Annotated in this window: 21 protein-coding genes; 16 read left to right on the forward strand and 5 right to left on the reverse strand. The window is 49.2% G+C overall.

Features of this window, described 5'->3' with window-relative positions; all coding sequences use genetic code 11:
• Positions 1-319: 319 nt before the first annotated feature.
• The gene (gene ccoN / locus FH755_RS12850; RefSeq protein ID WP_292441518.1) at positions 320-1,744 is read right to left on the reverse strand and encodes a cytochrome-c oxidase, cbb3-type subunit I; all 1,425 of its coding nucleotides are present in this window, start codon (positions 1,742-1,744) and stop codon (positions 320-322) included.
• A 283-nt stretch (positions 1,745-2,027) separates the two neighbouring features.
• Here ccoN and FH755_RS12855 point away from each other — a divergent pair, with 283 nt between their 5' ends.
• Positions 2,028-2,867: a LysR family transcriptional regulator gene (locus FH755_RS12855; RefSeq protein WP_292441519.1), complete on the forward strand. Its 840-nt coding sequence runs from the start codon at positions 2,028-2,030 to the stop codon at positions 2,865-2,867.
• A gap of 378 nt (positions 2,868-3,245) precedes the next feature.
• Positions 3,246-4,262 (forward strand): vWA domain-containing protein, encoded by a 1,017-nt coding sequence (locus tag FH755_RS12860; protein ID WP_292441520.1) that lies wholly within the window; start codon positions 3,246-3,248, stop codon positions 4,260-4,262.
• Positions 4,263-4,403: 141 nt separating this feature from the next.
• Here the strand turns inward: FH755_RS12860 and FH755_RS12865 are convergent, their stop codons facing one another.
• The 3 genes from FH755_RS12865 to FH755_RS12875 are packed head-to-tail and all read right to left on the reverse strand — an operon-like array spanning position 4,404 to position 6,951.
• Positions 4,404-4,721, reverse strand: a complete 318-nt coding sequence (locus FH755_RS12865) for a DUF1097 family protein (RefSeq protein ID WP_292441521.1) — start codon at positions 4,719-4,721, stop codon at positions 4,404-4,406.
• 32 nt (positions 4,722-4,753) lie between these two features.
• The gene (locus tag FH755_RS12870; protein ID WP_292441522.1) at positions 4,754-5,443 is read right to left on the reverse strand and encodes a response regulator transcription factor; all 690 of its coding nucleotides are present in this window, start codon (positions 5,441-5,443) and stop codon (positions 4,754-4,756) included.
• Positions 5,440-6,951: a DUF4118 domain-containing protein gene (locus FH755_RS12875; RefSeq protein ID WP_292441523.1), complete on the reverse strand. Its 1,512-nt coding sequence runs from the start codon at positions 6,949-6,951 to the stop codon at positions 5,440-5,442. The genes FH755_RS12870 and FH755_RS12875 overlap by 4 nt, the downstream gene beginning before the upstream one ends.
• A gap of 160 nt (positions 6,952-7,111) precedes the next feature.
• Between FH755_RS12875 and FH755_RS12880 the strand changes: the two genes are divergently transcribed.
• The 6 genes from FH755_RS12880 (at position 7,112) to FH755_RS12905 (ending at position 16,851) form a co-directional block, all read left to right on the forward strand.
• Positions 7,112-8,557: a TrkH family potassium uptake protein gene (locus tag FH755_RS12880; RefSeq protein WP_292441524.1), complete on the forward strand. Its 1,446-nt coding sequence runs from the start codon at positions 7,112-7,114 to the stop codon at positions 8,555-8,557.
• A gap of 13 nt (positions 8,558-8,570) precedes the next feature.
• Entirely contained in the window at positions 8,571-9,944 is a 1,374-nt protein-coding gene (trkA, locus tag FH755_RS12885) for a Trk system potassium transporter TrkA (protein WP_292441525.1), read from the forward strand.
• Positions 9,945-10,290: 346 nt separating this feature from the next.
• The gene (locus FH755_RS12890; RefSeq protein WP_292441526.1) at positions 10,291-11,361 is read left to right on the forward strand and encodes an HlyD family efflux transporter periplasmic adaptor subunit; all 1,071 of its coding nucleotides are present in this window, start codon (positions 10,291-10,293) and stop codon (positions 11,359-11,361) included.
• Positions 11,361-14,096: a ribosome-associated ATPase/putative transporter RbbA gene (rbbA, locus tag FH755_RS12895; protein WP_366658783.1), complete on the forward strand. Its 2,736-nt coding sequence runs from the start codon at positions 11,361-11,363 to the stop codon at positions 14,094-14,096. The genes FH755_RS12890 and rbbA overlap by 1 nt, the downstream gene beginning before the upstream one ends.
• 2 nt (positions 14,097-14,098) lie before the next feature.
• The gene (locus tag FH755_RS12900) at positions 14,099-15,223 is read left to right on the forward strand and encodes an ABC transporter permease (protein ID WP_292441527.1); all 1,125 of its coding nucleotides are present in this window, start codon (positions 14,099-14,101) and stop codon (positions 15,221-15,223) included.
• A 665-nt stretch (positions 15,224-15,888) separates the two neighbouring features.
• On the forward strand, positions 15,889-16,851 hold the full coding sequence (locus tag FH755_RS12905; RefSeq protein WP_292441528.1) for a sigma-54 dependent transcriptional regulator: 963 nt from the start codon (positions 15,889-15,891) through the stop codon (positions 16,849-16,851).
• Positions 16,852-17,023: 172 nt separating this feature from the next.
• Here the strand turns inward: FH755_RS12905 and FH755_RS12910 are convergent, their stop codons facing one another.
• On the reverse strand, positions 17,024-17,296 hold the full coding sequence (locus tag FH755_RS12910; protein ID WP_292441529.1) for a hypothetical protein: 273 nt from the start codon (positions 17,294-17,296) through the stop codon (positions 17,024-17,026).
• Between the two features lie 55 nt (positions 17,297-17,351).
• Between FH755_RS12910 and FH755_RS12915 the strand changes: the two genes are divergently transcribed.
• The 8 genes from FH755_RS12915 to FH755_RS12950 all read left to right on the forward strand — a co-directional run bounded on the left by FH755_RS12915 (position 17,352) and on the right by FH755_RS12950 (position 24,649).
• Positions 17,352-17,546, forward strand: a complete 195-nt coding sequence (locus tag FH755_RS12915) for a DUF2934 domain-containing protein (protein ID WP_292441530.1) — start codon at positions 17,352-17,354, stop codon at positions 17,544-17,546.
• Positions 17,547-17,574: 28 nt separating this feature from the next.
• On the forward strand, positions 17,575-18,015 hold the full coding sequence (locus FH755_RS12920; RefSeq protein ID WP_292441531.1) for an Hsp20/alpha crystallin family protein: 441 nt from the start codon (positions 17,575-17,577) through the stop codon (positions 18,013-18,015).
• 33 nt (positions 18,016-18,048) lie between these two features.
• Positions 18,049-18,351 carry a chaperone modulator CbpM gene (locus FH755_RS12925; RefSeq protein WP_292441532.1) on the forward strand — a complete coding sequence of 101 codons (303 nt, stop codon included), beginning with the start codon at positions 18,049-18,051 and terminating at the stop codon, positions 18,349-18,351.
• Positions 18,352-18,363: 12 nt separating this feature from the next.
• Positions 18,364-18,825: a host attachment protein gene (locus FH755_RS12930; protein WP_292441533.1), complete on the forward strand. Its 462-nt coding sequence runs from the start codon at positions 18,364-18,366 to the stop codon at positions 18,823-18,825.
• 228 nt (positions 18,826-19,053) lie between these two features.
• Positions 19,054-20,157, forward strand: coding sequence for a reverse transcriptase family protein (locus tag FH755_RS12935; RefSeq protein WP_292441534.1), 1,104 nt, complete (start codon positions 19,054-19,056; stop codon positions 20,155-20,157).
• Positions 20,158-20,177: 20 nt separating this feature from the next.
• On the forward strand, positions 20,178-20,564 hold the full coding sequence (locus FH755_RS12940; RefSeq protein WP_292441535.1) for a hypothetical protein: 387 nt from the start codon (positions 20,178-20,180) through the stop codon (positions 20,562-20,564).
• Positions 20,565-20,706: 142 nt separating this feature from the next.
• A complete protein-coding gene (locus FH755_RS12945) occupies positions 20,707-23,229 on the forward strand; it encodes an outer membrane beta-barrel protein (RefSeq protein WP_292441536.1) in 2,523 nt (840 codons plus the stop codon).
• A 127-nt stretch (positions 23,230-23,356) separates the two neighbouring features.
• On the forward strand, positions 23,357-24,649 hold the full coding sequence (locus tag FH755_RS12950) for a hypothetical protein (protein ID WP_292441537.1): 1,293 nt from the start codon (positions 23,357-23,359) through the stop codon (positions 24,647-24,649).
• Positions 24,650-24,732 lie beyond the last annotated feature (83 nt).

The following is a 24,732-nucleotide window of genomic DNA, read 5'->3' on the forward strand; positions in this document are numbered from 1 at the left end:
TTGACCCAAAGGCCGAAGAAGATACTGAAACTCGAGCTAAATTAAAATTAATAGTGGCTTGGAGGCCAGTAAATACGGGGCCTTCAACGGTTTTTGCAGTATTTGGAGGCAAAATCCCTAGGACCCCTCAGTGTCATCTTCGAGTGGAATAAGACTTTCCTCTATGAAACGCGCTTCATTCCCGGGGGAAAACACCCTTTTTGACAGCAAAATAAATAGGCTCACAATGACAATATCAACCAGTAGTCCTGCCAGCTGAGCGGCTGTTAACGCAGCGCTTGAAATAAGCAGAAGCTGATGTGTCATGTTTCCCCCCGCTTTAAGTTGTCGCGGTGTTTGCTACATATTCAGTCCTGGACTCTCTGGAGGCCTGGCTGATAGTTGCAAGCACATTGAAGAGCATCACGCAGGCTCCCAGGAAAAACAGAAACCCGCCAACGACACGAATAGCGTAGTACGGGTGCATTTGGGCAACGGACTCAACAAAAGTATAAGACAGGTTGCCGTAGCTGTCATAGGCCCGCCACATGAGGCCCTGCATGATACCCGCCACCCACATTGAGGTGATGTAGATTGCGGTTCCCACGGTAGCAAGCCAGAAATGGGCATTCACAAGTTTTACCGAGTACAGCCGGGTATTCCAGAGCTTCTCAACCATGTGATAAAGCGCGCCGATAGATATCATGGCCACCCAGCCGAGGGCACCGGAGTGAACATGGCCGATGGTCCAGTCTGTGTAGTGAGAGAGTGCGTTGACGGTTTTCGATGCCATCACCGGCCCTTCGAATGTCGACATGGCGTAGAAAGCCAGTGAAACAATCAGAAAACGTAAAATATAATCCGTTCTTAGCTTGTCCCAGGCACCACTCAATGTGAACATGCCGTTGATGGCGCCCCCCCAGGACGGAATAATCATGGCAAGTGATATGGCAGCCCCCAGAGAACCGGTCCAGTCAGGCAGGGCGGTGTATTGCAGATGGTGAGAACCAAGCCAGACATAGCCGAATATCAAAGCCCAGAAGTGAATAACAGATAACCGATAAGAATACACCGGACGCTCTGCCTGTTTGGGAACGAAGTAATACATGATGCCCAGGAAGCCCGCGGTCAGATAAAAACCGATAGCGTTGTGACCCCACCACCATTGAATCATCGCGTCCTGCACCCCGGCAAAAATGGAGTAGGATTTAAATAACTCGACCGGGATCGACAGGCTGTTCACCACATGCAAATAGGTGAACATGATCATCATTGAAAGAAAAAACCAGTTAGCCACGTAGATATGTGAAACTTTCTGCTGGTGCAGCGTCATCATGAAGTTGAAGCTGTAAACCAGCCAGACTGCTGTCAGCAGAATATCGAAAGGCCATTCCAGTTCGGCATATTCCTTCCCCTGGGTGAAGCCGAGCGGCAGGGTAATGATGGCGCCGAGCACATACAGGTTCCATCCCCAGAAAGTGAACCAGGCCAGTTTATCGCTCCACAGGCGAACATAGCAGGTTCGCTGCACCACATAGTAGGCCGTTGCCATCAGTACAGACCCACCGAAACCGTAGACCACGATGTTGGTATGTACAGGACGGAGGCGGCCAAAACTGATATACGGATTATCAAAATTGAGTATCGGCCAGGCAAGTTCACTGGCGATATACACACCCACCCCGGTGCCCAGTACCAGATAAATACTCGCCGTCACGACAAACCATTTGGTGATGTCAGTATTGTATTTTGAGGCGGCTTGCATTGAATTTACCTTAATCTGTGGTGATCGCGGATCAACATTGCCGAATCTGAACGGCACATTGATAAATCTGGACGCTTTTGTGATGAATAATTTTTATTCCCAGGAGCCCATCAACTGTTCGAATTCTCGCACCTTATCCCTACAAGATAAGGGCGACAGGAGAGGGGACTCTCAGGCCTGTTCCTAATCGATTTACAGTTCCAGACAAAACGAGCTCATTATGGGAGCATTGAATCCATGCGTATAATGAATATTAATTTCATTTAATATCAAAAAAACCTATATGGATCTCAATCTCGCCCGTACTTTTCTGGAAATTGTCCGCAGTGGCAGCTTTATTGCAGCAGCGGAAAAGCTGCATGTGACTCAGACGACGGTGACAGCACGAGTGCACAATCTGGAAGGTCAGCTCGGTTGTAAACTGTTTATCAGGAATCGTTCCGGTGCCAGCCTGACGGCGGATGGGCAGCGTTTTATTGAACATGCTTCCAAACTGGTACAAAGCTGGGAAGCAGCGAAGCGTGACTTGCCTCTGCCCGCCGGTACCCGCCAGGTTCTGAATATCGGCGGAGAGATCAGCCTGTGGAGTCCCGTCATGCTGCAGTGGCTGAACACACTCAATATTGCCGAGAGTGAACTGGCTGTCAGAGCCGAAATCGACGAACGTCAATCCCTAATGCAAAAGCTTGAACATGGTGTGCTGGATATTGTTGTGGTCCACCAGCCAGAATACTGGCCGGGGATCCAAGTGGAGGAACTGCTTGAGGAAAAGCTGATCATGGTGGCCTCAAACGTTTCGCCAGAGCCCTATGTTTATATCGACTGGGGCGAAGAATTCAGAAAACAGCATGATGTGGCATTACCGGAATTCTCACGCGCTAAACTCACCGTGAACCTGGGCCCGCTGGCTTTGCACTATATTCTGGAAAATGGCGGCAGTGGCTATTTCAGAACGCGGGTTGTGGAGCAGCATATTCGGGCAGGGTTATTAGAGCGTAAATCTGAATACCCTGAGTTCACATTCCCGGCCTATGTACTCTACAGAAAATCTGATCGAGACCGTTTTCATGAGCAGATAACCGCCTTATTCGACTCATCCAGAATGGGTTCTGGCTGGTTTTGAAAACTTAATGTGGAGGTAAGATCGCTTAAGGAAGAAACCAGACAACTAGTTGAACACTGCCACAACGTCAGGAAAAACCTGCGCAGCATATAAATTCATTGCTGAGAGTTTAAAAGTTGGTGGCGACTTAATTCACTATTATCTGAAGAAAGTGCCATGCTGAGCGTCTGTCAGGATGTTACGCGGCATACCACCTTCTCAGTCAACAATTACAGCCATCCGGGAAAAGTGCTGATGGACTGCGAGCGGCATAATCTCCTTTGCCCGCCATAGCAACAGTAGTGGCAAAAGTTCGTATCAATATGACAGGGGAGAGAAAATGGCTAAATCTCAGCTGTTGCAGACCGTCCGAATCTGCCACCAGCGGAAGTCGCAGGCGTGAGTATCGTGGGCCTGGAGTGGTTTCATCCCTGGTTTCTCGTTCTGCTGCCTTTGGCGTTGCTGCCCTGGTTTAACCACAACCTGGATAAAACAGTGGCCTGGAGTGCGTTGGTTCCGGTCGATCCCTTGTCTCGAATTTACAGTCTCACGATGAAGCTATTGGCAACACTGGTGATCGGATCACTGATTCTTGCGCTGGCCAGTCCCAAGATGCCGGAAAAGAAGGTCGAACGTATCGGCGAAGGCGCTGAAATCATAGTGCTGCTGGATCGAAGCCGCAGCATGGATAATCCGTTTGCAGTGAAAGATCAGGCTGGCTCAATCACTGTAGGTGGTCCTGATTCTAAAAGGCGGGTGGCACGTGACTATTTGGCCGAGTTTATTAAAAACCGGCCGGATGACCGGTTTGGCTTTGTTTTTTTCAGTAACAAGGCGATTAACTTGCTGCCTTTGACCTACAACAAGCAGTCGATACTGGCCACCATCAATGCCAATGCTTTAGGGAAAGGGTTGTCTGATACCAACATAGCCGATGCCTTGCGAAAAAGTGCAGAAATGTTCGAGGGGCAGACATATCGAGGCTCACGTATTGTGTTGCTGGTTTCAGATGGCGGCCAGTTGCTGGCCGATGAGGATAAGGAACAGATTCGCCGTTTGTATCGGGAGATGAATCTGGGCATCTACTGGGTTTATCTCAAGTCGAACACGGCGATGACGCTGGAGCAGGAGGAAAACGATAATCCGCTCTGGTCCGACATCCCCGAACGCAAACTGCACAGTTTCTTCAAAACCCTTGATGTGCCTTACCAGGCTTTTGAAGCCGGTTCGCTCGCGGCTTATGCCGAAGCGTTGGAAGAAATTGATAAGCAGCATTACCAGGCTTTAATTGTCGAGGAAACGCTGCCCTACGAATCCAAGGCTGATGTGCTTTTATGGCTGGCTTTATTGGCGCTTTTGCTGGTTTCTGCGTCACATGTATATACATTCTGGGGAGTGAAAAAAGCCCATGAATAAATGCAAAAACTTAAATTTGAAACATGAAAACAAGACCTGTGAGAAACGTGTTTTTTTGAATAGTTGAATCGATTGAACGACTACAAAAAGGGCGCGCAGGGCGAGCTAACTCGCCCATTAACGAAGCTTTCAGGCTACGCTTTACTCACTGGGAACCGACTCCATTTTGGAAGCCTTGGTTGATTCCTGTCCGACCAGAACGGCAACCAGTGCGGCGTTTACATAACCCGCTGAGACACCGATCCCGGTGCTCAACAAAATGGCGAGCAGCGCATTATTGAGTGACACTGATAGCAGGTGTTCCGGCGTAAACAATCCTGCCGTACTGGCAAAGGCGAAAACGCTGGCGTATCCGTAGATGACTGCCGAGGTGACGCTGAACAGGGCAATCGTGCCTATTCGTGTAAGCACCGCAATGACTGCGCCAATAAACACCGGCCCCCAGAGTTGTTGCCCCATTGCGTTGTCGAATGGATTATTCAGCAGCTTGTTTATGACTTAAGTCTATAGCCAACCCCTTGCACCGTGACAATATAGTCAGGTTGCATTGGATCATCACTGAGCTTTTGGCGCAGATGGCCGACCAGTACCCGTAGATAATGCGTTTCATTGACAAAACTGTCTCCCCAAAGCGTGCTGAGCAATACCTGATGGGTAAGGATCCTGCCGGGCTTAATTGCCAGCAAATGCAAGAGATCAAATTCCTTGCGGGATAAGTGGAGCTGTTGCTTATCGCGAAAGACTTCTCTTGAAGTTGGATTAATGACGAGGTCTTTCACCTGAATACTATCCCGGACAGGGTCCAGAATTTGATTAAAACGCAATAAGGCTCGCACCCTTGCCATCAATTCACCAATGGCGAAAGGTTTAGTGACGTAATCATTGGCACCGTTGTCGAGCGCTTCAATTTTCTCATCTTCTGAAGCCCGAACCGACAACACGACAATCGGTGTTTTCAAGTGCTGGCGAAGTTGTCTGATAACGGTTTGACCATCGATGTCAGGTAAACCCAAGTCGAGCACAATCAAGTCATAAGCGTGCGCTTTGGCCATCGAGAGTCCTTGTGTAGCGTTTGATGCTTCGTCAACATTAAGGGCCTGGGATTCAAGGCTGATACGCAGAAACTTCCTGATCTGGGCTTCATCCTCAATAATCAGGATGTTTTGCTGTGGTAATTTCATTGTTTCATTTGCTGCTGAGCCTGTGCCCAGGGAAGTGTCATCCTCATCAGGGCACCGGGGCCTTCTTGTTTATTAAGTGCCTCGATTTTACCACCATGCGCGCTCACCATCCCTTGCGCGATGGCCAGACCGAGACCCGCACCGGACCGCTGATGCTGATCGCCTTGATTGAGACTATAGAACATATCGAAAATCCTGTTTTTTTCTTCATCTGCGATCCCTGGTCCCTGATCCTCGATATCAATCACCATGTCCCCTGCGTTTCTATACAAGCTGATGTTGATATGGCCATCATCAGGACTGAAACGCGCCGCGTTATCGATGATATTAAGCAAAGCCTGTTCTATAAGCAGGCCATGAACGTTGATAATCGGTGACGATTCCTGAATATCCACTGATACCTGACAGTTTTTAAGCACCATCTCCAGCCTGCCTAGTGCACTGCTGATAATATCCTGCATATCTACCCAGTCGCGTTTCAGGCTGACCTTGCCCTGTCCGAAACGGGTCATATCCAGCAGATTCTGAATGTGTCTATCCAGCCTTTCTGATTCATTGAGGATGCTTTTCAGCAGCATCAGTTGCTTGTCCTCATCGATTTGAGCATGGAGCTCTATCAGTGTGGATGCCGAACCAATAACAGAAGCCAGCGGTGTTCTGAGATCGTGGGAAACGGAAGAGAGCAAAGCCGAACGCAGTTGTTCGGTTTCCGATGAGACTTTGGCCTGTTCAAGATCCTGAAACAGCTTGATTCGTTGTAAAGCCAGCGCAGCGAGATCGGCGAGGGTCTGGCAACTGTTGATTAAATCACCGGATGCACTGCCTTTGATTGCAATGACGGCCATCACTTCTTTATTGAATGCCGATGCAAAAAAAGTCCATCCGGCGGTGGTGTCCCCGGGGGCTGGCGTCCCTGTTTGCCAGAGGGAGTGAAGAACAGCTTTATCAGGCATCTCACTGTGGGAGGGAATGGCTTCGTAGTCGCCCTGTTGATTTCTGCAGATAACACTCACCGGCGCGTCACAGAGAGACTGAACATTCTTCTGCAGCAACGCCAGCACACCTTCCTTATTGAGTGCCGAAGTCATTTTCTGACTGAATGAATAAAAATGGTTGAGATCCTTCAGTGCGAAATCATACCGGGAAATCGCCTGGCGCATGCGTGAAGCCAGATTACCGGTCACCACGCTGACCAGTAAAAACAATATCAATGCCGCGATATCACTGCGGTGGATGACGTCGAGAGTGTAATAGGGTTCGGTAAAAAAGAAATTGAAACTGAGAAAACTCAGCACACTACTGAAGAGGGAAGGGCCCAGTGACGTCTGTGAAGAGACCACAACCACGCCGGTCATAAACAACAGCAGCAAACTGGTGTGGGGCAGGTAAGCGTTCAGCTTGATTGCCAGAAGCGTAATCAGGACAACCACCATCACCGCAATAAAATGCTGTCCGGCCGGTCCGTTTCGCAAACGCATCAGCGCTTTTAGGGGTAATAAAGCTTTCATTTCTGTCGTCCTGGCCGTATCAAAATTTTTATGAAAATTTTATTTTTCCAAATAAATCACAAATCATAATGCATGAGCATCAAGGTTATTCGGGAATGCTCATGTTTATTGAATTATTCCATTTTTGCCCAAACATCCGCATCGCAGGTTAGCTGTCGTGATGCATTGGCGATCAATTATCAGATTATTCGGGCTGCTGTTAATGTTCTACAGCCTGAATTTTATTCCCTCATTACTGATTTCACTCTTTTATCAGGACCAGCAGTGGCCGGTATTCAGTTCCTCTATCCTGGCTGTTCTCGGCTTAGGTATGCTGCTGTGGGCACTGAATCGAAACCAGCGGGAAGAAATGTCTGTGCGGGACGGTTTTCTGGTTGTGGCGCTGTTCTGGTTCATTCTCGGTCTGGTCGGGGCCTTGCCATTTGTGTTCGGTTTACACCTTAATTTGACAGATGCCGTGTTTGAATCAATCTCCGGCTTCACCACCACAGGTGCCACCGTCATCACCGGTCTGGATGCATTGCCTAAATCCATTCTGTATCACCGCCAGCAAATGCAATGGCTGGGTGGTATGGGCATCATCGTACTGGCAGTCGCTATCCTCCCTTTACTTGGTGTGGGCGGGATGCAGTTGTACCGGGCTGAAACCTCAGGCGTGGCCAAAAACGAAAAACTCACGCCACGTATTGCCGAGACGGCCCGTTCTCTGTGGATGATATACGTGTTTCTCACAGTGGCTTGTGCGATAAGTTACTGGATTGCCGGCATGAGCCTGTTCGATGCCATAGGCCATTCATACACCACGGTAGCGACGGGCGGCTTTTCAACTCATGATGCCAGTATCGGCCACTATGACAGTCCGCTTATCGAGTCCATCGCCATCATTTTCATGCTGGCTGGCGGGGTTAACTTCGCTGTTCATTTTCTGGTATTGCGACAGAAGTTATTAAAGCCTTATGTCAATGATCCGGAAGTCCGCAGCTACGGATTGATTTTCATTCTGACGACCTTGGTTGTGGCTGTCAGTCTGTTTGCCTGTGCCAGCTACCCATCACTACTTTCTTCACTGAGGTATGCTGCTTTTCAGGTCGCTTCTATTCTGACCAGTACCGGTTTCGGCACTGCCACCTTTGGGGAATGGCCATTACATATCCCCCTGGTGTTGGTCATAACGTCATTTATCGGTGGCTGTGCCGGATCAACTGCCGGCGGTATTAAAGTCATGCGGATTCTGCTGCTGGCCAAACTGGGCATGCGACAATTATTTCAGTTAGTTCATCCCCGAGCGGTTATCGCTATCAAACTCGGGCAAAAGCCTGTTTCAGAAGAAGTGATGTTTTCAGTCTGGGGCTTCTATGTGCTCTACGTCGTTACCTCACTACTATTAACGGTCGCCATGATGGCAGCGGGGCTGGATCTGGAATCAGCATTTGGCGCTGTCGTGGCCACCATCAACCTGCTTGGTCCGGGCCTGGGTGAGGTGGCGACTACCTTTGCCAGCGTCAACGACACCGTGAAATGGTTAGGTGTTTTCGGCATGTTGGTGGGTCGGCTTGAGGTGTTCACCTTACTGATCTTGTTTTTGCCTGCGTACTGGCGTAACTGATGAGGACTTTACAATGAAAATTATCATCCTGGGCGCCGGTCAGGTAGGCAGTTCAACCGCTAGAAGCATGGTGGCAGAAGGCAATGATGTCACCGTTGTTGATACGGACCCGCAACTACTCAACAGATTACAGGACAGTCTCGACTTACGCACAGTCACCGGACATGCTTCCAGTCCGGAAGTCCTGGTGGCCGCTGGCGCGGAAGATGCTGATATGCTGATTGCCGTCACGGCCAATGACGAAGTGAACATGGTCGCCTGCCAAATTGCCAGTTGCCTGTTCAAGACCCCCAAAAAACTGGCACGAATCCGGGCAAGTGCCTACGTCGAACAAGCCAATTTATTCCAGCCTGATGTGATACCCATTGATGTCATTATCAGTCCTGAGCAACTTGTGACTCAGTATCTCCAGCACTTGATTCAGCAGCCGGAAGTCACCGAGGTGCATGAGTTTTTTAAGGGTAAAGCGCAACTCGTTGCAGTCAAAATAGATAAGAAAAGTCCGATGGCCGGCCAACCCATTCACCATCTGTTGCAGATCCTACCCAAAATTTCGATGCGGGTAGCAGCGATATTTAGAAATAACAAAGTGATAACGGCGCAGGGCAAAGTCGAACTTGCAGCCAATGACGAAATTTTCTTTCTAGCTGAAACCAAGCATATCGCGAAGTTAGTTGAAGTCTTCAGGCCAGCTTACAAACCCTATGAGAGAGTTATTATTGCAGGTGGTGGACATATCGGTAAGCAACTGGCCAAACTTATTGAAAACAGTTACAAGGTCAAAGTAATTGAACATGATGACCTGCAGGCAAGGTCGTTGGCAGAAGAGCTTCATAACAGCATTATTTTAAACGGCGATGTTGCTGATTCCTCCCTGTTACTGGAGGAAAATATTGCTAAAACAGATGTCTTCTGCGCCGTCACCAATGATGATGAAGCCAATATCCTGTCAGCCATGCTGGCAAAAAGACTGGGCGCAAGAAAAACCTTTTCCATCATTGGTAAAGCCAGTCATGTGGGCCTGGTCACTGAAAGTGCGATAGATATTGCCGTATCGCCGGCTCAGGTCACTATCGGCACTTTGCTGACCCAGATCAGGCGTGGCGATGTGGTGACGGTGCATTCTCTTAAAAATGGGGCCGCAGAGGCGATTGAGGTCATTGCTCATGGTGATATCAAAACTTCCCAGGTCGTGGGAAGGCATATAGAACAGCTTAAGTTGCCGGAAAGTGCCAATGTGGCTGCATTGCTGCGGGACGAAGAAATTTTATTCCCGGAAAAATCGCTGGTGATTGAACCGAATGACCATCTCATCCTGTTTATCTCTGAACAGAAAGACGTGGCTGTCGTTGAAAAGCTGTTCCAGGTGGATTTTAATTACCTTTAGTTTTCTTATACAGCCGATAAAAATGTCATCGCCTGTGAAGTCTTATCCTCTGTAATGCAGGGATGAAAATGCACGAGCCAAACAGGCGGTCACGAAATAGCTGCATAATTCACTGGCAATATTGATCTGAATCAGTGGCGCGGGACTGATAATCGCTTATTGTTGAAATGATTGATTCTGCGACAGGGCTGGCCTTAGTATTAAGCAACGGTATCTCAGTCGTGGAGACTATGGAATGAGTACAGCGGCTCGAACCGGTGAATCACGATCACAGAGGCCAAAACTGCAAACAGTCTTTTCCATCTGGTAACAGATGCCCTGAATTCATGATAGCGAAGGAAACCGCATGAGAGACACTGTTAAAAAGATACTGCTTTTGATAGTGCTCATTGTCTTAGTCACTCTCGCTGTCTGGTTTTGGTTCACGCAGGAAAAGTCACAGGCGGCCGATTATCTCGTTAATGGAAATGGGCGGATTGAGGCCACTGAGATAGATATTGCCACCAAGTACGCGGGGCGGGTGATAGCGATTTATGCCAATGAAGGTGACTTCATTCAAGCTGGCGATATCGTTGCCACTATGCAAATCGATGTGCTGAATGCGCAACTCAACGAAGCCCGGGCCGAATTACAAAAAGCGATGAACGCCGTCGCCAGTGCCCAGGCCCAGGTTGCGGTGCAGGAGAGCGAGGTCGCAGCAGCAAAAGCGCTGGTCGTGCAGCGTGCCAGTGAGCTGGAAAATGCACAGCGCCGGTTGAACAGGACCCAGAGCCTGACCCAGAAAGGTTCGGCTTCCAGGCAGCAACTCGATGACGATGAAGCCGCTGTCAGGAGTGCTCAAGCCACGCTGGTTGCCGCCAGAGCACAGGTCAAGGCCGCCGAAGCCGCCGTCATTTCTGCGCAATCACAGGTGAATGGTGCCCAATCTGCTGTCACAGCAGTGGAAGCAACGATTGAACGCATCGAAGTGGATATTGCCGATAGTCAGCTCAAAGCACCCAGAGACGGACGAGTGCAGTACCGAGTTGCAGAACCCGGAGAAGTATTAGCCAGCGGCGGCAAAGTCATCAATATGGTCGATTTGACTGATGTATATATGACTTTCTTCCTCCCTGAAACCGTTGTCGGTCGGGTCGCGCTCGGTAGTGACGCACGTATTGTGTTGGATACCTTTCCTGATTATGTCATCCCTGCCAAAGTCAGCTATATCTCCAGTGTAGCCCAGTTCACACCGAAAACCGTGGAGACGGCAGAGGAAAGACAGAAACTGATGTTCCGTGTGAAAGTGCGTATCCCCCCTGATTTGCTGGCAAAACATATCCGGCAGGTAAAAACCGGATTACCGGGGGTGACCTGGCTGAAACTTGATCCAGAGGCGAGCTGGCCGGCCTCGCTTCAGATCAATGTGCCTGAATAATGGGGCAAGGCGATAAAGCAGCCGTTGTCGAACTGGTCGATGTCAGCCTGAACTATCGTTCCAAACAGGCACTTCGGGCTATTAATCTGACCATACCGGCCGGCACTATCGTTGGTTTGATTGGCCCGGATGGGGTCGGCAAATCCAGTCTGCTATCACTTATCGCGGGTGCCCGAAAACTTCAGCGTGGATCGCTCAATGTGCTGGGTGGTGACATGGCATCCAGACGTCATCGTAAGCAGGTCTGTCCTACCATTGCCTATATGCCCCAGGGGCTGGGTAAGAATTTAAGTCTTTCATTGTCAGTGGAGGACAACCTGCAGTTTGTCAGTCGTTTATTTGGCCATGACCGACATGCACGTCGGCAGCGGATAGATCACCTGACCAGGGCGACGGGGCTTTATCCATTCCTTGACCGTCCTGCAGGCAAATTATCAGGTGGGATGAAGCAGAAGCTGGCGCTGTGTTGCGCGCTGATTCATGATCCGGATTTACTGATACTGGATGAGCCGACGACCGGCGTCGATCCCTTGTCCAGAAATCAATTTTGGCAACTGATAAATCAGATAAGAGCGCAACGTCCGGGTATGAGTGTGCTGGTCGCGACCGCCTACATGGAAGAGGCGGAGCGGTTTGATTTTTTGGTCGCAATGGATGATGGCCAAATCCTGGCGACCGGCACGCCGGCGGCATTAAATCAGGCCACGAATACCAGCAGCATTGAAGAAGCCTTTATCGCCTTACTGCCTGAAACCAAGAAACAGGGGCATTCTGCCATATCGATTCCAGCGTTCACCAACCACGGTGAGCTGGCCATCGAGGCCAGGGAGCTGACGATGTGTTTTGGTGATTTTGTCGCCGTCGATCACGTGAGCTTTGAAATCAGGCGTGGTGAGATTTTTGGTTTCATTGGTTCCAATGGCTGTGGCAAAACCACCACGATGAAAATGCTGACAGGGCTGTTAACACCCAGCGAAGGACAGGCAAACCTGTTTGGTCATCAGGTCATAACCAGCGACATTGAAACGCGGCGGCGTGTTGGCTATATGACGCAGGCATTTTCTCTGTACAGTGAGCTCAGTGTTAAGCAAAACCTGGTTTTGCATGCCCAGCTTTTTAATGTACCGGCAGAACTTATCCCTGAACGCGTGCATGCCCTGATGTCACGCTTTGGGCTCGATCATGTCGCAACCAGTCTGCCGGATAAGTTACCGCTGGGGATGCGACAGCGTCTCTCTCTGGCAGTTGCCGTGGTGCACAAACCTGAAATATTGATTCTGGACGAACCCACATCCGGTGTCGATCCCATTGCCAGGGATGCTTTTTGGGATCTGCTGATTGAGTTGTCCCGAAATGACAAAGTGACCATCTTCATCTCAACTCATTTTATGAACGAGGCTGAGCGCTGTGATCGCATCTCACTGATGCACGCCGGCCGGGTACTTGATACAGATGTGCCGGATTGCCTCATTAATAAACAGGGCGTTTCGACACTTGAAGCAGCCTTTATTGCCTATTTGAGACAGCATGAACCGGCAATTGACCCAAGCGCTTCAGTACAGTCCTTAACATCTGAAACGATGGTTCGGGACAGGCCTGAATCTGAATCCAGTCAGAATAAGATATTCAGCTGGCGACGTGCACTCAGCTACAGTATTCGGGAAATGCATGAGCTGAAGCAGGATGGGGTTCGACTCACGATGGGCCTGGTTGGCAGCCTGTTGCTGCTGTTGATTATGGGTTATGGCATATCCATGGATGTGAATGATCTGAGCTATGCCGTGCTGGATCGTGACCAGACCATGCTGAGTCAGAATTACACCCTCAATATATCGGGTTCACGCTATTTCATCGAGCATCCACCTATCGAGGATTATGCCGAACTGGATACAAGAATGCGCGCTGGTGAACTGGCACTGGCGCTGGAAATTCCACCGCATTTCTCTCGTGATCTGGCACGGGGTAAAGCGGTCCAGATCAGTGCCTGGATAGATGGAGCCATGCCCCAGCGTGCAGAGACTGTGCTGGGTTATGTGAAAGGTATGCACCAGAGTTGGGTTGTATCGCAGCTTGGTATCACACATCCGCCTGCGGCCAATATTGAAACCCGCTTCCGCTACAACCCGGATGTCAAAAGCTTGCCCGCGATGGTTCCTGCGGTGATCCCCATGTTGTTGCTATTAATTCCGGCCATACTCAGTGCACTGGCAGTGGTACGGGAAAAAGAATTGGGCTCGATCATTAACCTTTACGTGACACCGGTGACGCGAACGGAATTTATGCTGGGTAAGCAACTACCCTATATTGCGCTGGCGATGATTAACTTTCTGTTTATGGCTGCCTTTGCTGTGTGGCTGTTTGGGGTGCCAGTCAAGGGAAGCTTTATTGCCCTGGTTATTGCTTCGCTGTTTTTTGTCACCTATGCGACCGCCTTGGGTTTGTTGTCGTCAACGTTCACGCGCAGTCAAATCGCCGCCATATTTTTTACTTCGATGGCCACGATGTTACCGACGATAGAGTTTTCTGGCATGATTAACCCGGTTTCCTCATTGGAGGGTGTGGGCAGAATTATCGGTGAGATTAATCCCACCACACATTTCATCATGATTAGCCGTGGCGTCTTTAACAAAGCGCTGACATTGCCAGAATTACTGCCGTCTATATTATCTATCGCACTGGGTGCACTGGTGATACTGGCAGTATCCATTTTTCTCTTGAATAAACAGGAGAAGTAGCGATGATCCGGGCCAGTCATGTCTACCGCCTGGGTATCAAAGAACTCTGGAGCATTCTTCGTGACCCTATCATGCTGGTGCTCATTGGCTACGGCTTTTCCTTGTTGATTTATATTGCAGCGACAGCCATGCCTGACACCTTGAACAAGGTACCCATCGCGATTGTCGACGAAGATCGTTCAGCTTTGTCAAACCGAATTATTTCCGCTTTTCAGCCACCTGAGTTCAAGCCGCCTTATCTGGTTAACTTACAGGAAGTGGATGCCGGCCTTGATGCAGGCTACTTCACCTTCTCACTGGATATTCCGCCGAATTTTCAACGTGATGTGCTGGCAGGAAAATCACCCACCATTCAGCTCAACGTGGATGCAACCCGAATGTCACAGGCTTTCAGTGGCGCAGGATATGCTCAACAGATCGTCGCGGATGAAATCAATGCGTTTGTGCAACGCTATCGACAGACACCGACTGAACAGGTTGAACTGGCTTACCGTATCCGCTTCAACCCCACTATGTCACAGCCATGGTTTGGCTCGATTAACGAACTGGTGGAAATGGTCACAATGCTCTCTATCATCCTGGCCGGAGCAGCGCTTATCCGCGAACGGGAACATGGCACGATTGAACATTTATTGGTGATGCCGATGACGCCGGCCGAAATCATGCTGGCAAAAGTGTGGGCCACCGGGCTTATTGTCCTGATTGCCTCCACGCTCTCGGTCACCTTCGTCATTAAAGGCTGGTTAGGCATACCTATTCAGGGCTCAGTCTGGTTCTTTGTTTTGCTGACCGGCCTCTACCTGTTCTCAACCACGTCAATGGGTATTTTCATGGCGACAATCGCACGCAGTATGCCGCAATTCGGACTACTGATGATGCTGGTAATGATGCCAATGCTGATGCTATCCGGCGGTGTCACACCTCGGGAGAGTATGCCGACGATGGCAAGAGTCCTGATGGAGTTCATGCCTTCTACACACTATGTATCCGGGACGCAGGCGATTTTGTATCGCGGTGCGGGTCTGGATATGATTCGATTCGAGATACTGGCGCTATTACTGATAGGCCTGGTCTTTTTTATTGTTTCTCTTCTTCGCTTCAGACAGAGCGTCAGTCAGACAGGTTGAGCGCTGTCCCCACACGAGTCTCTCTACACATAGAGTGACCAGACTCATCCTGCGCGCATTGCTAATTAACAAAACAACAAAACATTTGCTGTGCTCTTGACTTAGATCAATGTGACTTTCTGCAAGCGAGATACATAATTAATCATTGGATACTGTTACCCATACAGTTCTGAACACTCGACATTGTCTGAATAAAGCGTGCTCAAGTGTTATGATGATTATCATGTCAGTTCGGTCAGATATTGATGACTGGCTGATTTTTAAACCCAGAAATCTGGGTCAGGGGAAGTGAATTTGAAAAGCACCCTCTACGAGCCATTGTCTCTCAGCGGCTTTTTTGCTCCCGTCATTCTCTCATCTATGGTCCGCCTCGGAAAAGGCTACTGTGAGCGGCTTACCGGTGAAATTAATCAGCAAGCGATAAAAGATTTAGCCTCGCCATCCCGCTGTGTTGAATTTGTCGATTTCGAAAATCCTTCTCCACAAAAATCAGCATCTGCGCCTCATGTGCTGATGACATTCACACAATTCAAATCACTGGTATTAAGTGCTGCCAGTGTACTGGAACAGTCTGCTTCTGCTGAGGGCGCTGTGCACAATCAACTCAGAGCTCGCAGTACCTCAAAATTAAGGCTATCCCCGCAATATAGCAGGTCAGGCCTGCTATGACTTCATCTAACCCGGTCCTCACAGACAATCTTATTTTTGACCGTGTTTTGCTTGGCCACAGCACTATGATTCAAGCACTCAAGCAAACCATCAAAAAAGCTTCGACCGTAGACAGTCCTGTGCTTATTACCGGTGAAACCGGTACAGGAAAAGAACTGGTTGCTCGGGCATTACATGAGATGTCAGGTCAAGCAGGGCCCTTCATGGCAGTGAACAGCGGAGGCATCACAAGCAGCCTCATTCAGGCAGCGTTATTCGGTTATGAAAAGGGCGCATTCACTGGGGCCAGTCAGCGTAAAAAAGGGTTTATTGAAGCTGCTGAGAACGGAACACTGTTTCTTGATGAAATAGGGGAACTGCCACTGGAACAACAGGCTAACCTGCTGCGCTTCCTGCAGGAAGGAACAATACAACGGGTCGGCAGTACGGACACTTTAAAAATTAAAACCAGGGTGATTGCGGCAAGCAATGTTGATCTGGAAAAAGCGGTTGAAGCGGGGCGCTTTCGTGCCGATCTCTTTTACCGGTTAAACGTGCTTGAAATTAAAACTCCCCCCTTGCGAGAGCGTGAACAGGACATAGAGCTACTGGCCTATTACTTTCTCAACAAGTTTTCAGCAGAGCATGAAAAACACTATGAAGGATTCTCGTCTGAGTGCCTTGAACAGATGAAGCACTACGCCTGGTATGGCAATATCCGTGAAATGATGAACCGTATCAAAAGAGCCGTCATTATGAGTGATGGCCAATGCCTGACTGCTCACGATTTGGGGCTGATTCAGCTCGACACATCACACGCTCCGCACAAGCTGAGAGCCATAAAAGATCAAGCCGAGAAGGAGGCTATCCGGCTTGCCTTGGTTAAACTCCATGGCAACATGAGTCAATCCGCGAGCTACCTGGGGGTCTCCAGGGCGATGTTATATCGACTTGTGGACAAACATGGATTAGAGCACTAGGGCTTGTTGATCTTTGATCTCGGCCTCTGTTGTGGCTGAAAAAGCGTCAATAAGGCGCGAGGAAAACCGTTTAGTTATTCTAAACAAACCACGAGCAACGCCGCGTGGCGCTATTTCAGTCGCAACCCGCAGGGCTGAAACTATTTTTGCGCCCGGCTGTGTTGTCAATCGCTCAAGCAGAATGGCTATACAGCGCTCTTTCCGCCTTGCCGGACACAAAAATAGCCTCCAGCAGTGGTGGATATAAAAGATCAACAAGTCCTGGCTGTAGTGTATGAAAAAATAGATGCCTGTCTACTTTTGTAGACAACCAGACAATCCCCCCTGTAACGGCCTTTCCCTGAACCCCATCAATATACTGTCTACTTTTGTTGACACCCGGCATATCAACACCATCAAAGTGACATGAAAAAACCATATATTTCAACAGGATAAAAACAGGCATACCCTTTGCTTAGTTTTTATCTGGAATCTTCCTCTCACAATGATGGAGAAATAGCATGGCAAAAGCACAAGCAAAGAAAGATAGCCCGCCTGAGAAAAGGAATGAAATTGCTCCACCATTTACTTCAGAGCGCCACAGGTTGATTGAAGAAGCAGCTTATTACCTTGCCGAAAAACGCGGTTTTGAAGGCGAACACGAGTTGGATGATTGGCTTGAAGCAGAGCAAATTATCAATCAGACAGTACAGTAAACCGATTGCATAAGCAGAGGAAATTGAGATGACAACCCAATACAGACCATTGAGTTTGATGAACGAATTACAGCGTGAACTCAGTAATTTCTTTCCCAGCAGAGCCGTAGCTAATTTCGATAGTGAGGAGTGGTCTCCGGCCGTTGATATTGCCGAGGAAGAAGACAAATACATCATCAAAGCGGACCTGCCGGACCTGCCTGGTGTAAAAGCTGATGACATCAAAGTCACTGTTGAAAATGATGTGCTGACTATCAAAGGTGAAAGAGAGTCAGAGAAACGCGAGCAGTCTGATCACTACAAACGCATTGAACGCTTCAGTGGCAGTTTCATGCGTCGCTTCACGCTGCCTGAGGCTGCCAACCTGGCAAAAATCAAAGCAAAAACAACCGATGGTGTGCTTGAACTGACCGTACCCAAACAAGCCAAGGCCAAAGCAAAGCCTATAGAAATCAAGGTTGATAAATAACGCAGCAGTTGAAGACGCAGGAGATCAGGTTCATTGCAATCGAATACCGACTTATATCAGCTTAATAGTCATCTCATATCGTTCACACAGATTTGTGATTGCTGTGAACTGCCGGCAACAACGCTGGCAGAAATGCTCGATTACGGTGTGATAGCACCATCAGCAATGACTATAACGGAACATGAAGCATTATATGAGGCTGAGTGCATACAGAAAGTCCGCAAAGCAGCGCGTTTGTGCCGGGATCTTGAAGTGAATATCGCTGGTGCTGCGCTGGCTTTGGACTTGCTGGATGAAATAAACACATTGCGTGAACGATTACTGATTGTTGAATAAAAGACCATTTTTTTGAGAGATACGACGATGATGACTGTATTAGTGGCCAACGCGGCAGAGGCCAAAATCTTTAGCGCTGAGAACCGGCATGCGTCGCTGTCAGCAATCAAGCAGATAAAAAATCCCAGCGGGCATAGCCTGGAACAGGAACTGACCTCCGATCTTCCGGGCAGAATTATGTCTCAAGGAGGAGGCAGTCACAGTTATCAGGCAGCAGATACGCATAAACATCATGAGGTGGCGTCATTTGCAACCCTGGTTATTTCCTTCTTGCGGGATCTCCATGATGTCAGCAGTCTCGGCAATCTTGTCGTTATAGCATCACCGGATTTTTTGGGTGAGTTGCGTAAGTTAATGCCGGCCATGATTAGAAAACATATCATTCTGGAAAAAAACAAAGACCTCGCAGGTATGGAAAATCAAGAGATTGAAGCGCATTTGCGGGGTTATCTCCAGCGCGAGTTCATGCATTGATGGACATCACATTCATATTTTTTTATCGATGATTAACTGGGAGTGCCGGATGACTCATCTAGTGCACGTTAGATTGCTAACGACGCTTTTTTCAACTGAAAAAAGTGGGAGCGGAGACTACTCCAGCTTCTCGGCCAAGCCCTTGCTCGTAATTAAGCGTGTCGCGTCTGCGCCTGCGGCGTTACCTTCTTGGCTTGCCACGACACCATCCCCTATGGGTCAGAGTAGATGAGTCGAAAGCACTCTCAGTTATTACCCCTTCAGGGCTTGCAACCAGCATCAGCAAGTACCGGCGCCTGTTTTCCGGTTATTAACAGTCTTAAACAACTGGCTGATATGACTGAGACTGACTATGCCATTCTCAGACAATTTGTTGCCAGACAACAGCCAGAGCCCTACAAAACATTCAGGATCAGAAAAAAGTCAGGCGGCTTTCGTATCATCGCCATTCCTGATGAGAATTTGCTGAAAGTACAGCAGTGGATTTACCGGCAGATCCTCACTCTGGTTCGGCCAAGCCCGGTAAGTTATGCATTTCAGAAAGGAAAATCCATCCAGAATGCTGCCAGTGTTCATTGCGGCTGTCGCTGGTTGATAAAACTCGATTTGTATAATTTTTTCAGTGCGATTTCCGAGATTGATGTTTACCGGGTTTTTCGAAGCCTGGGTTACCAGCCGTTGATTGCATTTGAACTGGCAAGACTGTGCACCCGGCTGGGCAGTCTGACCGCTTTCCGGCGTCGGAACCGGTGGCAAATTGCCGATCATTATGCCGTTATCAGCCAATATCACGGGCAGCGAATGGGGCATCTGCCACAAGGCGCACCGACCAGTCCGGCCTTATCCAATCTGGTCATGGTGAATTTCGACAGGAAAGTTTTGTGTCTGGCGGCAGAGGAGCAATTAACTTACAGCCGTTATGCAGACGATCTCTGTTTTTCAACGCCGCTGAGGGATTTTTCACGAGCTCGGGCCAGGGCCTTCATCCATCAGATTTACCGGTTGATGCGATCCCATGGTCAGTCACCCAATATGAGCAAAACTGTCATCGTGCCCCCCGGTGCCAGAAAAATTGTCCTGGGACTCCTGGTCGACGGTGAACAACCCCGCCTGCAAAAGCAGGTTCGCAATAAAATCCGTCAACACATTTTCCATCTTAACCATGCTGACATTGGTCCTGAGAAGCACGCTCAAAAACGTGGTTTTCATTCCACTGCCGGGTTCAAAAAGTACCTCGACGGCTTGCTGTCCTATGTCAGCGATATAGATCCAGATCTGGAACAAACCTACCGCCATCAGTTAGCCGGTGTCCGTTGGCCGCTGGAAACCTGACAAATAACAGGAGAACCATAATGAAAAAACTATTTATCAGCCTATTAGTAACAAGTGCCGTCATTTGGCCGCTTCATGGCATGACCGACCCGGGTAAAGGATCAGGCAAGGGCCAGCAAAAGAGTGAACAGACCGAGCAAATACGGGAGCAGGAAAGAAAACAGGAACAAAAGCACAAAGAAGAATACCGCGGCGAACAGCAGGGGGACAGACAACAGGAGCAGATGAGAGATCAGGATCGTGAAAGACTGCGTGAGCATCAGGATGAAAGCCAGGGCATGAATCAACAGCGTGAGATGAAAACCGGGCAGGAACAAAAGGAATTGGGCAAGGGCTCAGAACAGGGACAACAATCACGTGAAAATCGCAGGAAATGGTGGCAGTTCTGGGGGGATGACCAAGAGTGAAATTGAGAACTTGATCGAGATCAAGACTAACGCTGAAAAATGAACTGTCCTGGAGTTAATCAGCTAAATTATTGAGTAGGTTAAAGAGAAATATTGAAGCTGTTGAAACGTGACTCACTGGACGGGAAGGAAGTAGCTCGGGATGAAATTTGTCATAGCATTGCCATTGTTAGTTTTGTGTCAGCAAAGTATGGCGCTGGCAGATGATCCTGAACAGACACCTGCCAAAAGCGGATTTCAGACAGGCAGTTTTGTCGTCACACCAGAGCTGGGTTTGACCGGCGTTTATGATGACAATATCTTCGCCACCCGCACGGACAAGCAAGCCGATCAAATTCTCATTTTTTCCCCGTCACTGAACATCAGTTCCGACTGGCAGAAACATGAACTCGACTTTTTTGCCAACGCGGATATAGGTCGATACCAGGATTACGACACTGAAGATTATGATGATTTCAGACTCGGTACTTCAGGCCGTTATGACCTGTCTGAGAAAGACAATCTTTTTGCCGGCCTCAGCTACAGTGAAGACCATGAATCACGTGCCTCACCCGACAGTTTTTTCGGTCGCTATCCAACCGAATTCAGTTCGCTTGATGCGCATGCAGGCACCGTCAGGCAGTTTGGCCAGTTTGCCATGCGTTTGGGCGGCACCTGGCAGCAACTTGATTTTGATGATGTGCCAACAGAGACCGGCATACTGAATAATGATGACCGGGACAGGGATATTTACGGCCTGGGCCTGCGGCTGACGCATAATCAGAACCCCACCATGAGCCCGTTTGTGCAGGCCATTTATGATCGCAGGGAATATGAAAACACCCCCGACGACAATTTATTTGAACGCGATTCGGATGGCTATCGACTGGCCGCAGGCTTTACATCGACGATCAGCCAGACGCTGAAATCAGAGGTCTATCTCGGACACCTTTGGCAACAGTACGATGAGGCAGCCTTCAGTGATATCAGTAAACCGGACTTTGGTGCTTCGCTTCGCTGGCTCAGCGGTCCCAGCACGCTCATTTCGGCCGCTGTGGAACGTGATGTTACTGAGACCACGCTGTTTGCCTCGCCCGGTGCTGTTGAAACCATCTACAGTGCTAACCTGCAACACCGGCTTTTGCCTTATCTGATCCTCAAGTCGCATATCAGCTGGAGTGAGTATGACTACCAGGAAATCAGCCGTGAGGATGATTATCTTGATGTGGGGTTCGGCCTGCAGTACGACCTGACCCAACATATCTATCTGTCCGGGGACTACCGCTATCTGCATCGTGATTCCAGTGTGGATTTTGACCGGCTTGAAAACTCACTCGATTACGACAGCCATCAGATATTTTTGAGCATTAATGCGAGGTTGTATCCGGTTCGGAATGAATTGGATACCAGCATGTCGCGGGTATGGGGTTCAGGCAAGGCAGCAGCATCCGGCCCTAATGGCTTCTATGTCGGTGGACAGCTTGGCCATAACACCCTTGCAACGCATAGCTCAGAACAGAGAACAGAAGGCGGTAGTGATGATGCCCGCTATGGTGAAGCCGGTTTCGCCGGTGGCCTGTTTGGTGGCTATGGCTGGAACCGCAATCACTGGTATCTGGGTCTGGAGCTGGAAACCGAAAACAGTGATGCCGACTGGTACCACCGCAAGAGCAAAGCCGACAGTCGTACATCCAGCCTGGAGAAAAACCAGACTGTCGGTGCCAGTGTGCGGTTGGGCAGGGCACTGATTAACAACAGTCTGCTTTATGCCCGAGTCGGTGCCGTCAGAACCGAGTTTGATGCTTTCTACCAGCTCAACGACGAGCCACAAAATGCCTATAACGATGAGTTCAATCTCAATGGTCTGCGCTTTGGTGTTGGCGTTGAGCTTGATCTGACAGAGCAATGGTTTGCCCGTCTGGATTACACCGTCACCAACTACGAAGACAAAGATATTGTTTCAACCGGCTTTAATGAAGACTATGCCATCCACGAAGCACTGTTCAATCTCGGCATTGGCTGGCGCTTTGGTGCCGTGCCCAGGCATCAGCTTAAAGTAGAACCTGATTCACTCGCCGGTCCTTATGCCGGTGTGCATATGGGCTACGGGATGACAGCCAGTGATCTGAGCGGTTTGCACCGAGACCAGAGCATGGGGCCCTATGATTTCAATGCCGAGTTTGCTGACCACGGCTTTACACCCGGAGTTTTCGCTGGCTATGCGGTTAACTGGCAGAGAATGCTGCTTGCTCTGGAGCTGGAAGGCGAAGTGACGTCGCTTGACTGGGAGCATGAACGTAACACCAACGGTGGCGGTGGACGTGATTTCTCGGTTGAGGTGGGTGAAACCATCGGGGCTGCTATCAAGCTCGGTTATATCCTCGACAGCGGTAGCGTTTTGTACCTGCGTGCTGGCCCTGTCAGAACCGAGTTCACTACCCAGTGGCGCAAGGGCAACAACGCTAATCTTGATATTGAGAGGGAGGACAGTCTCCATGGGTTCAGATTTGGTCTGGGTGCCGAAGTGCCACTGACAAAGCAAAGCTTTATCCGGCTCGACTATACGCGTACCAATTATGAATCCTATGACTTTGTGACGACCCACGGCGGTGGCAGTAATTCAGATGAGATGAGCTTCGATAGCTCAAGCAATTTGTTTCGGTTGGGGCTGGGGCTCCGGTTCTAGGGTATTCGCTTTTTAATAAACCAACCAACGGATTTTAATAATTATATAAGAATTTAATGTAATTCTTATATAACGAATCTCCCGGTCAGTTAAACCGGGTTTCTATCATTCCTCAGGAGGATGAATCATGAAAAATAATCAACTTCAGTTTCTAGCTAAAAGACTCACTCTGGCCGCCATGATCACGGCCAGTCTTGGGTTAATCTCGGTCAATAGCAGTCTGGCTGTTGCAGATGATCATGGCAGTGTCGACCACGGTAGCAGTGATCATGGACAGCAGAAGGGATCGGGCAGTAAAAGAGGAGAAGGTAAAGGTGCCGACGGCCGTGGTGGCGCCGATAGTGTTCGCGGCAAGATTTTATCGACGATGGATGATGACTCTGATGCACCGGCCTGGGCCCGGGGTAACCGCGAACTGAACCCGCACAGCAAGGGTACTCAGGGCAAACCTGAGGGGGCCGGCAGTAAAAAAGGGGATGAGTATGGCGATCTCTGGGTCATTCTGCGTGACGATAATGGCGACCCCATACTGGATGCCAATGGCCAGGTTCAACCCGTCATTATTGTTGATGGCTTGCCGGTAGTGGTTCAACTGACCGATCCTGATGGTGATGGTCACTATGAATTGCCTGCTGAATATGCGGATGCCGTGCAGGAAGTTGAATTGGGTCGGAGTAATGTCACACGCGCACCCAGTCATGTGATTTCTCATTCATTGGAAGAGGCATTGTCAAAACTGGATGGACTGACCCTGACCAGCGATATGTTGACTGAAGCCGGCATGCTGATCGTTGATGGTGCCACCATTGATTCACCGCTGGAAAATCTGGCCTTATATCAGGCATTGCTGACATCAAGCGATACGAATAACGATGGCTTGCTGGAAGTCAGTGTCGATTACAGTGGGGAGGGTGGCTCCGGTACTTATACTTTCCTGGTCCCCGAAAGTGTTCAGCTGGATTTAGCGGCTTCATTGCTCGCTGCCGGTTCAGATAAAACCGCCTCGTTGACTGTCGATCGCGTTATCACTGTCAGTCAGTTCCTGGAAGTCGACGATGAACTGAGCACCTTGCTGGCCAACTATGTTTACGATGGTTCCTCAATCACTTACGGCGCGACAACAACCTGGATTAATGTACAGGTTGACGGTATGGATACGCCCACCGATCTGAGTGATGATATTTATCAGTCGGTGGAAGTAAATCTTATTACCGGGGCCACAGTGACATATGACGGTCAGGAGATTTTTGTCCCTGGCGTCAGCTTCGAAACTGTGCCTAATACTGTCGATGAAAATAATGACGGGATTCTGGATACCAACGACACTAATGATCTGGATGGTATCGATGGCTTTACCCAGGCCACGGATGATGCATTACAAATCATTGAGTTTGTACATGATTACAGCGTAGAAGAGTAAACCGGTTCATGCTGACCGGCCTGTAGGTCGGTCAGCATTTGGTTTGCTGCTGAGTCCGTATCAAACTCATTCATCTTGATTTG

Origin of the sequence: Methylophaga sp. (assembly GCF_009711715.1) — a bacterium.
Classification (GTDB): Bacteria; Pseudomonadota; Gammaproteobacteria; order Nitrosococcales; family Methylophagaceae; genus Methylophaga.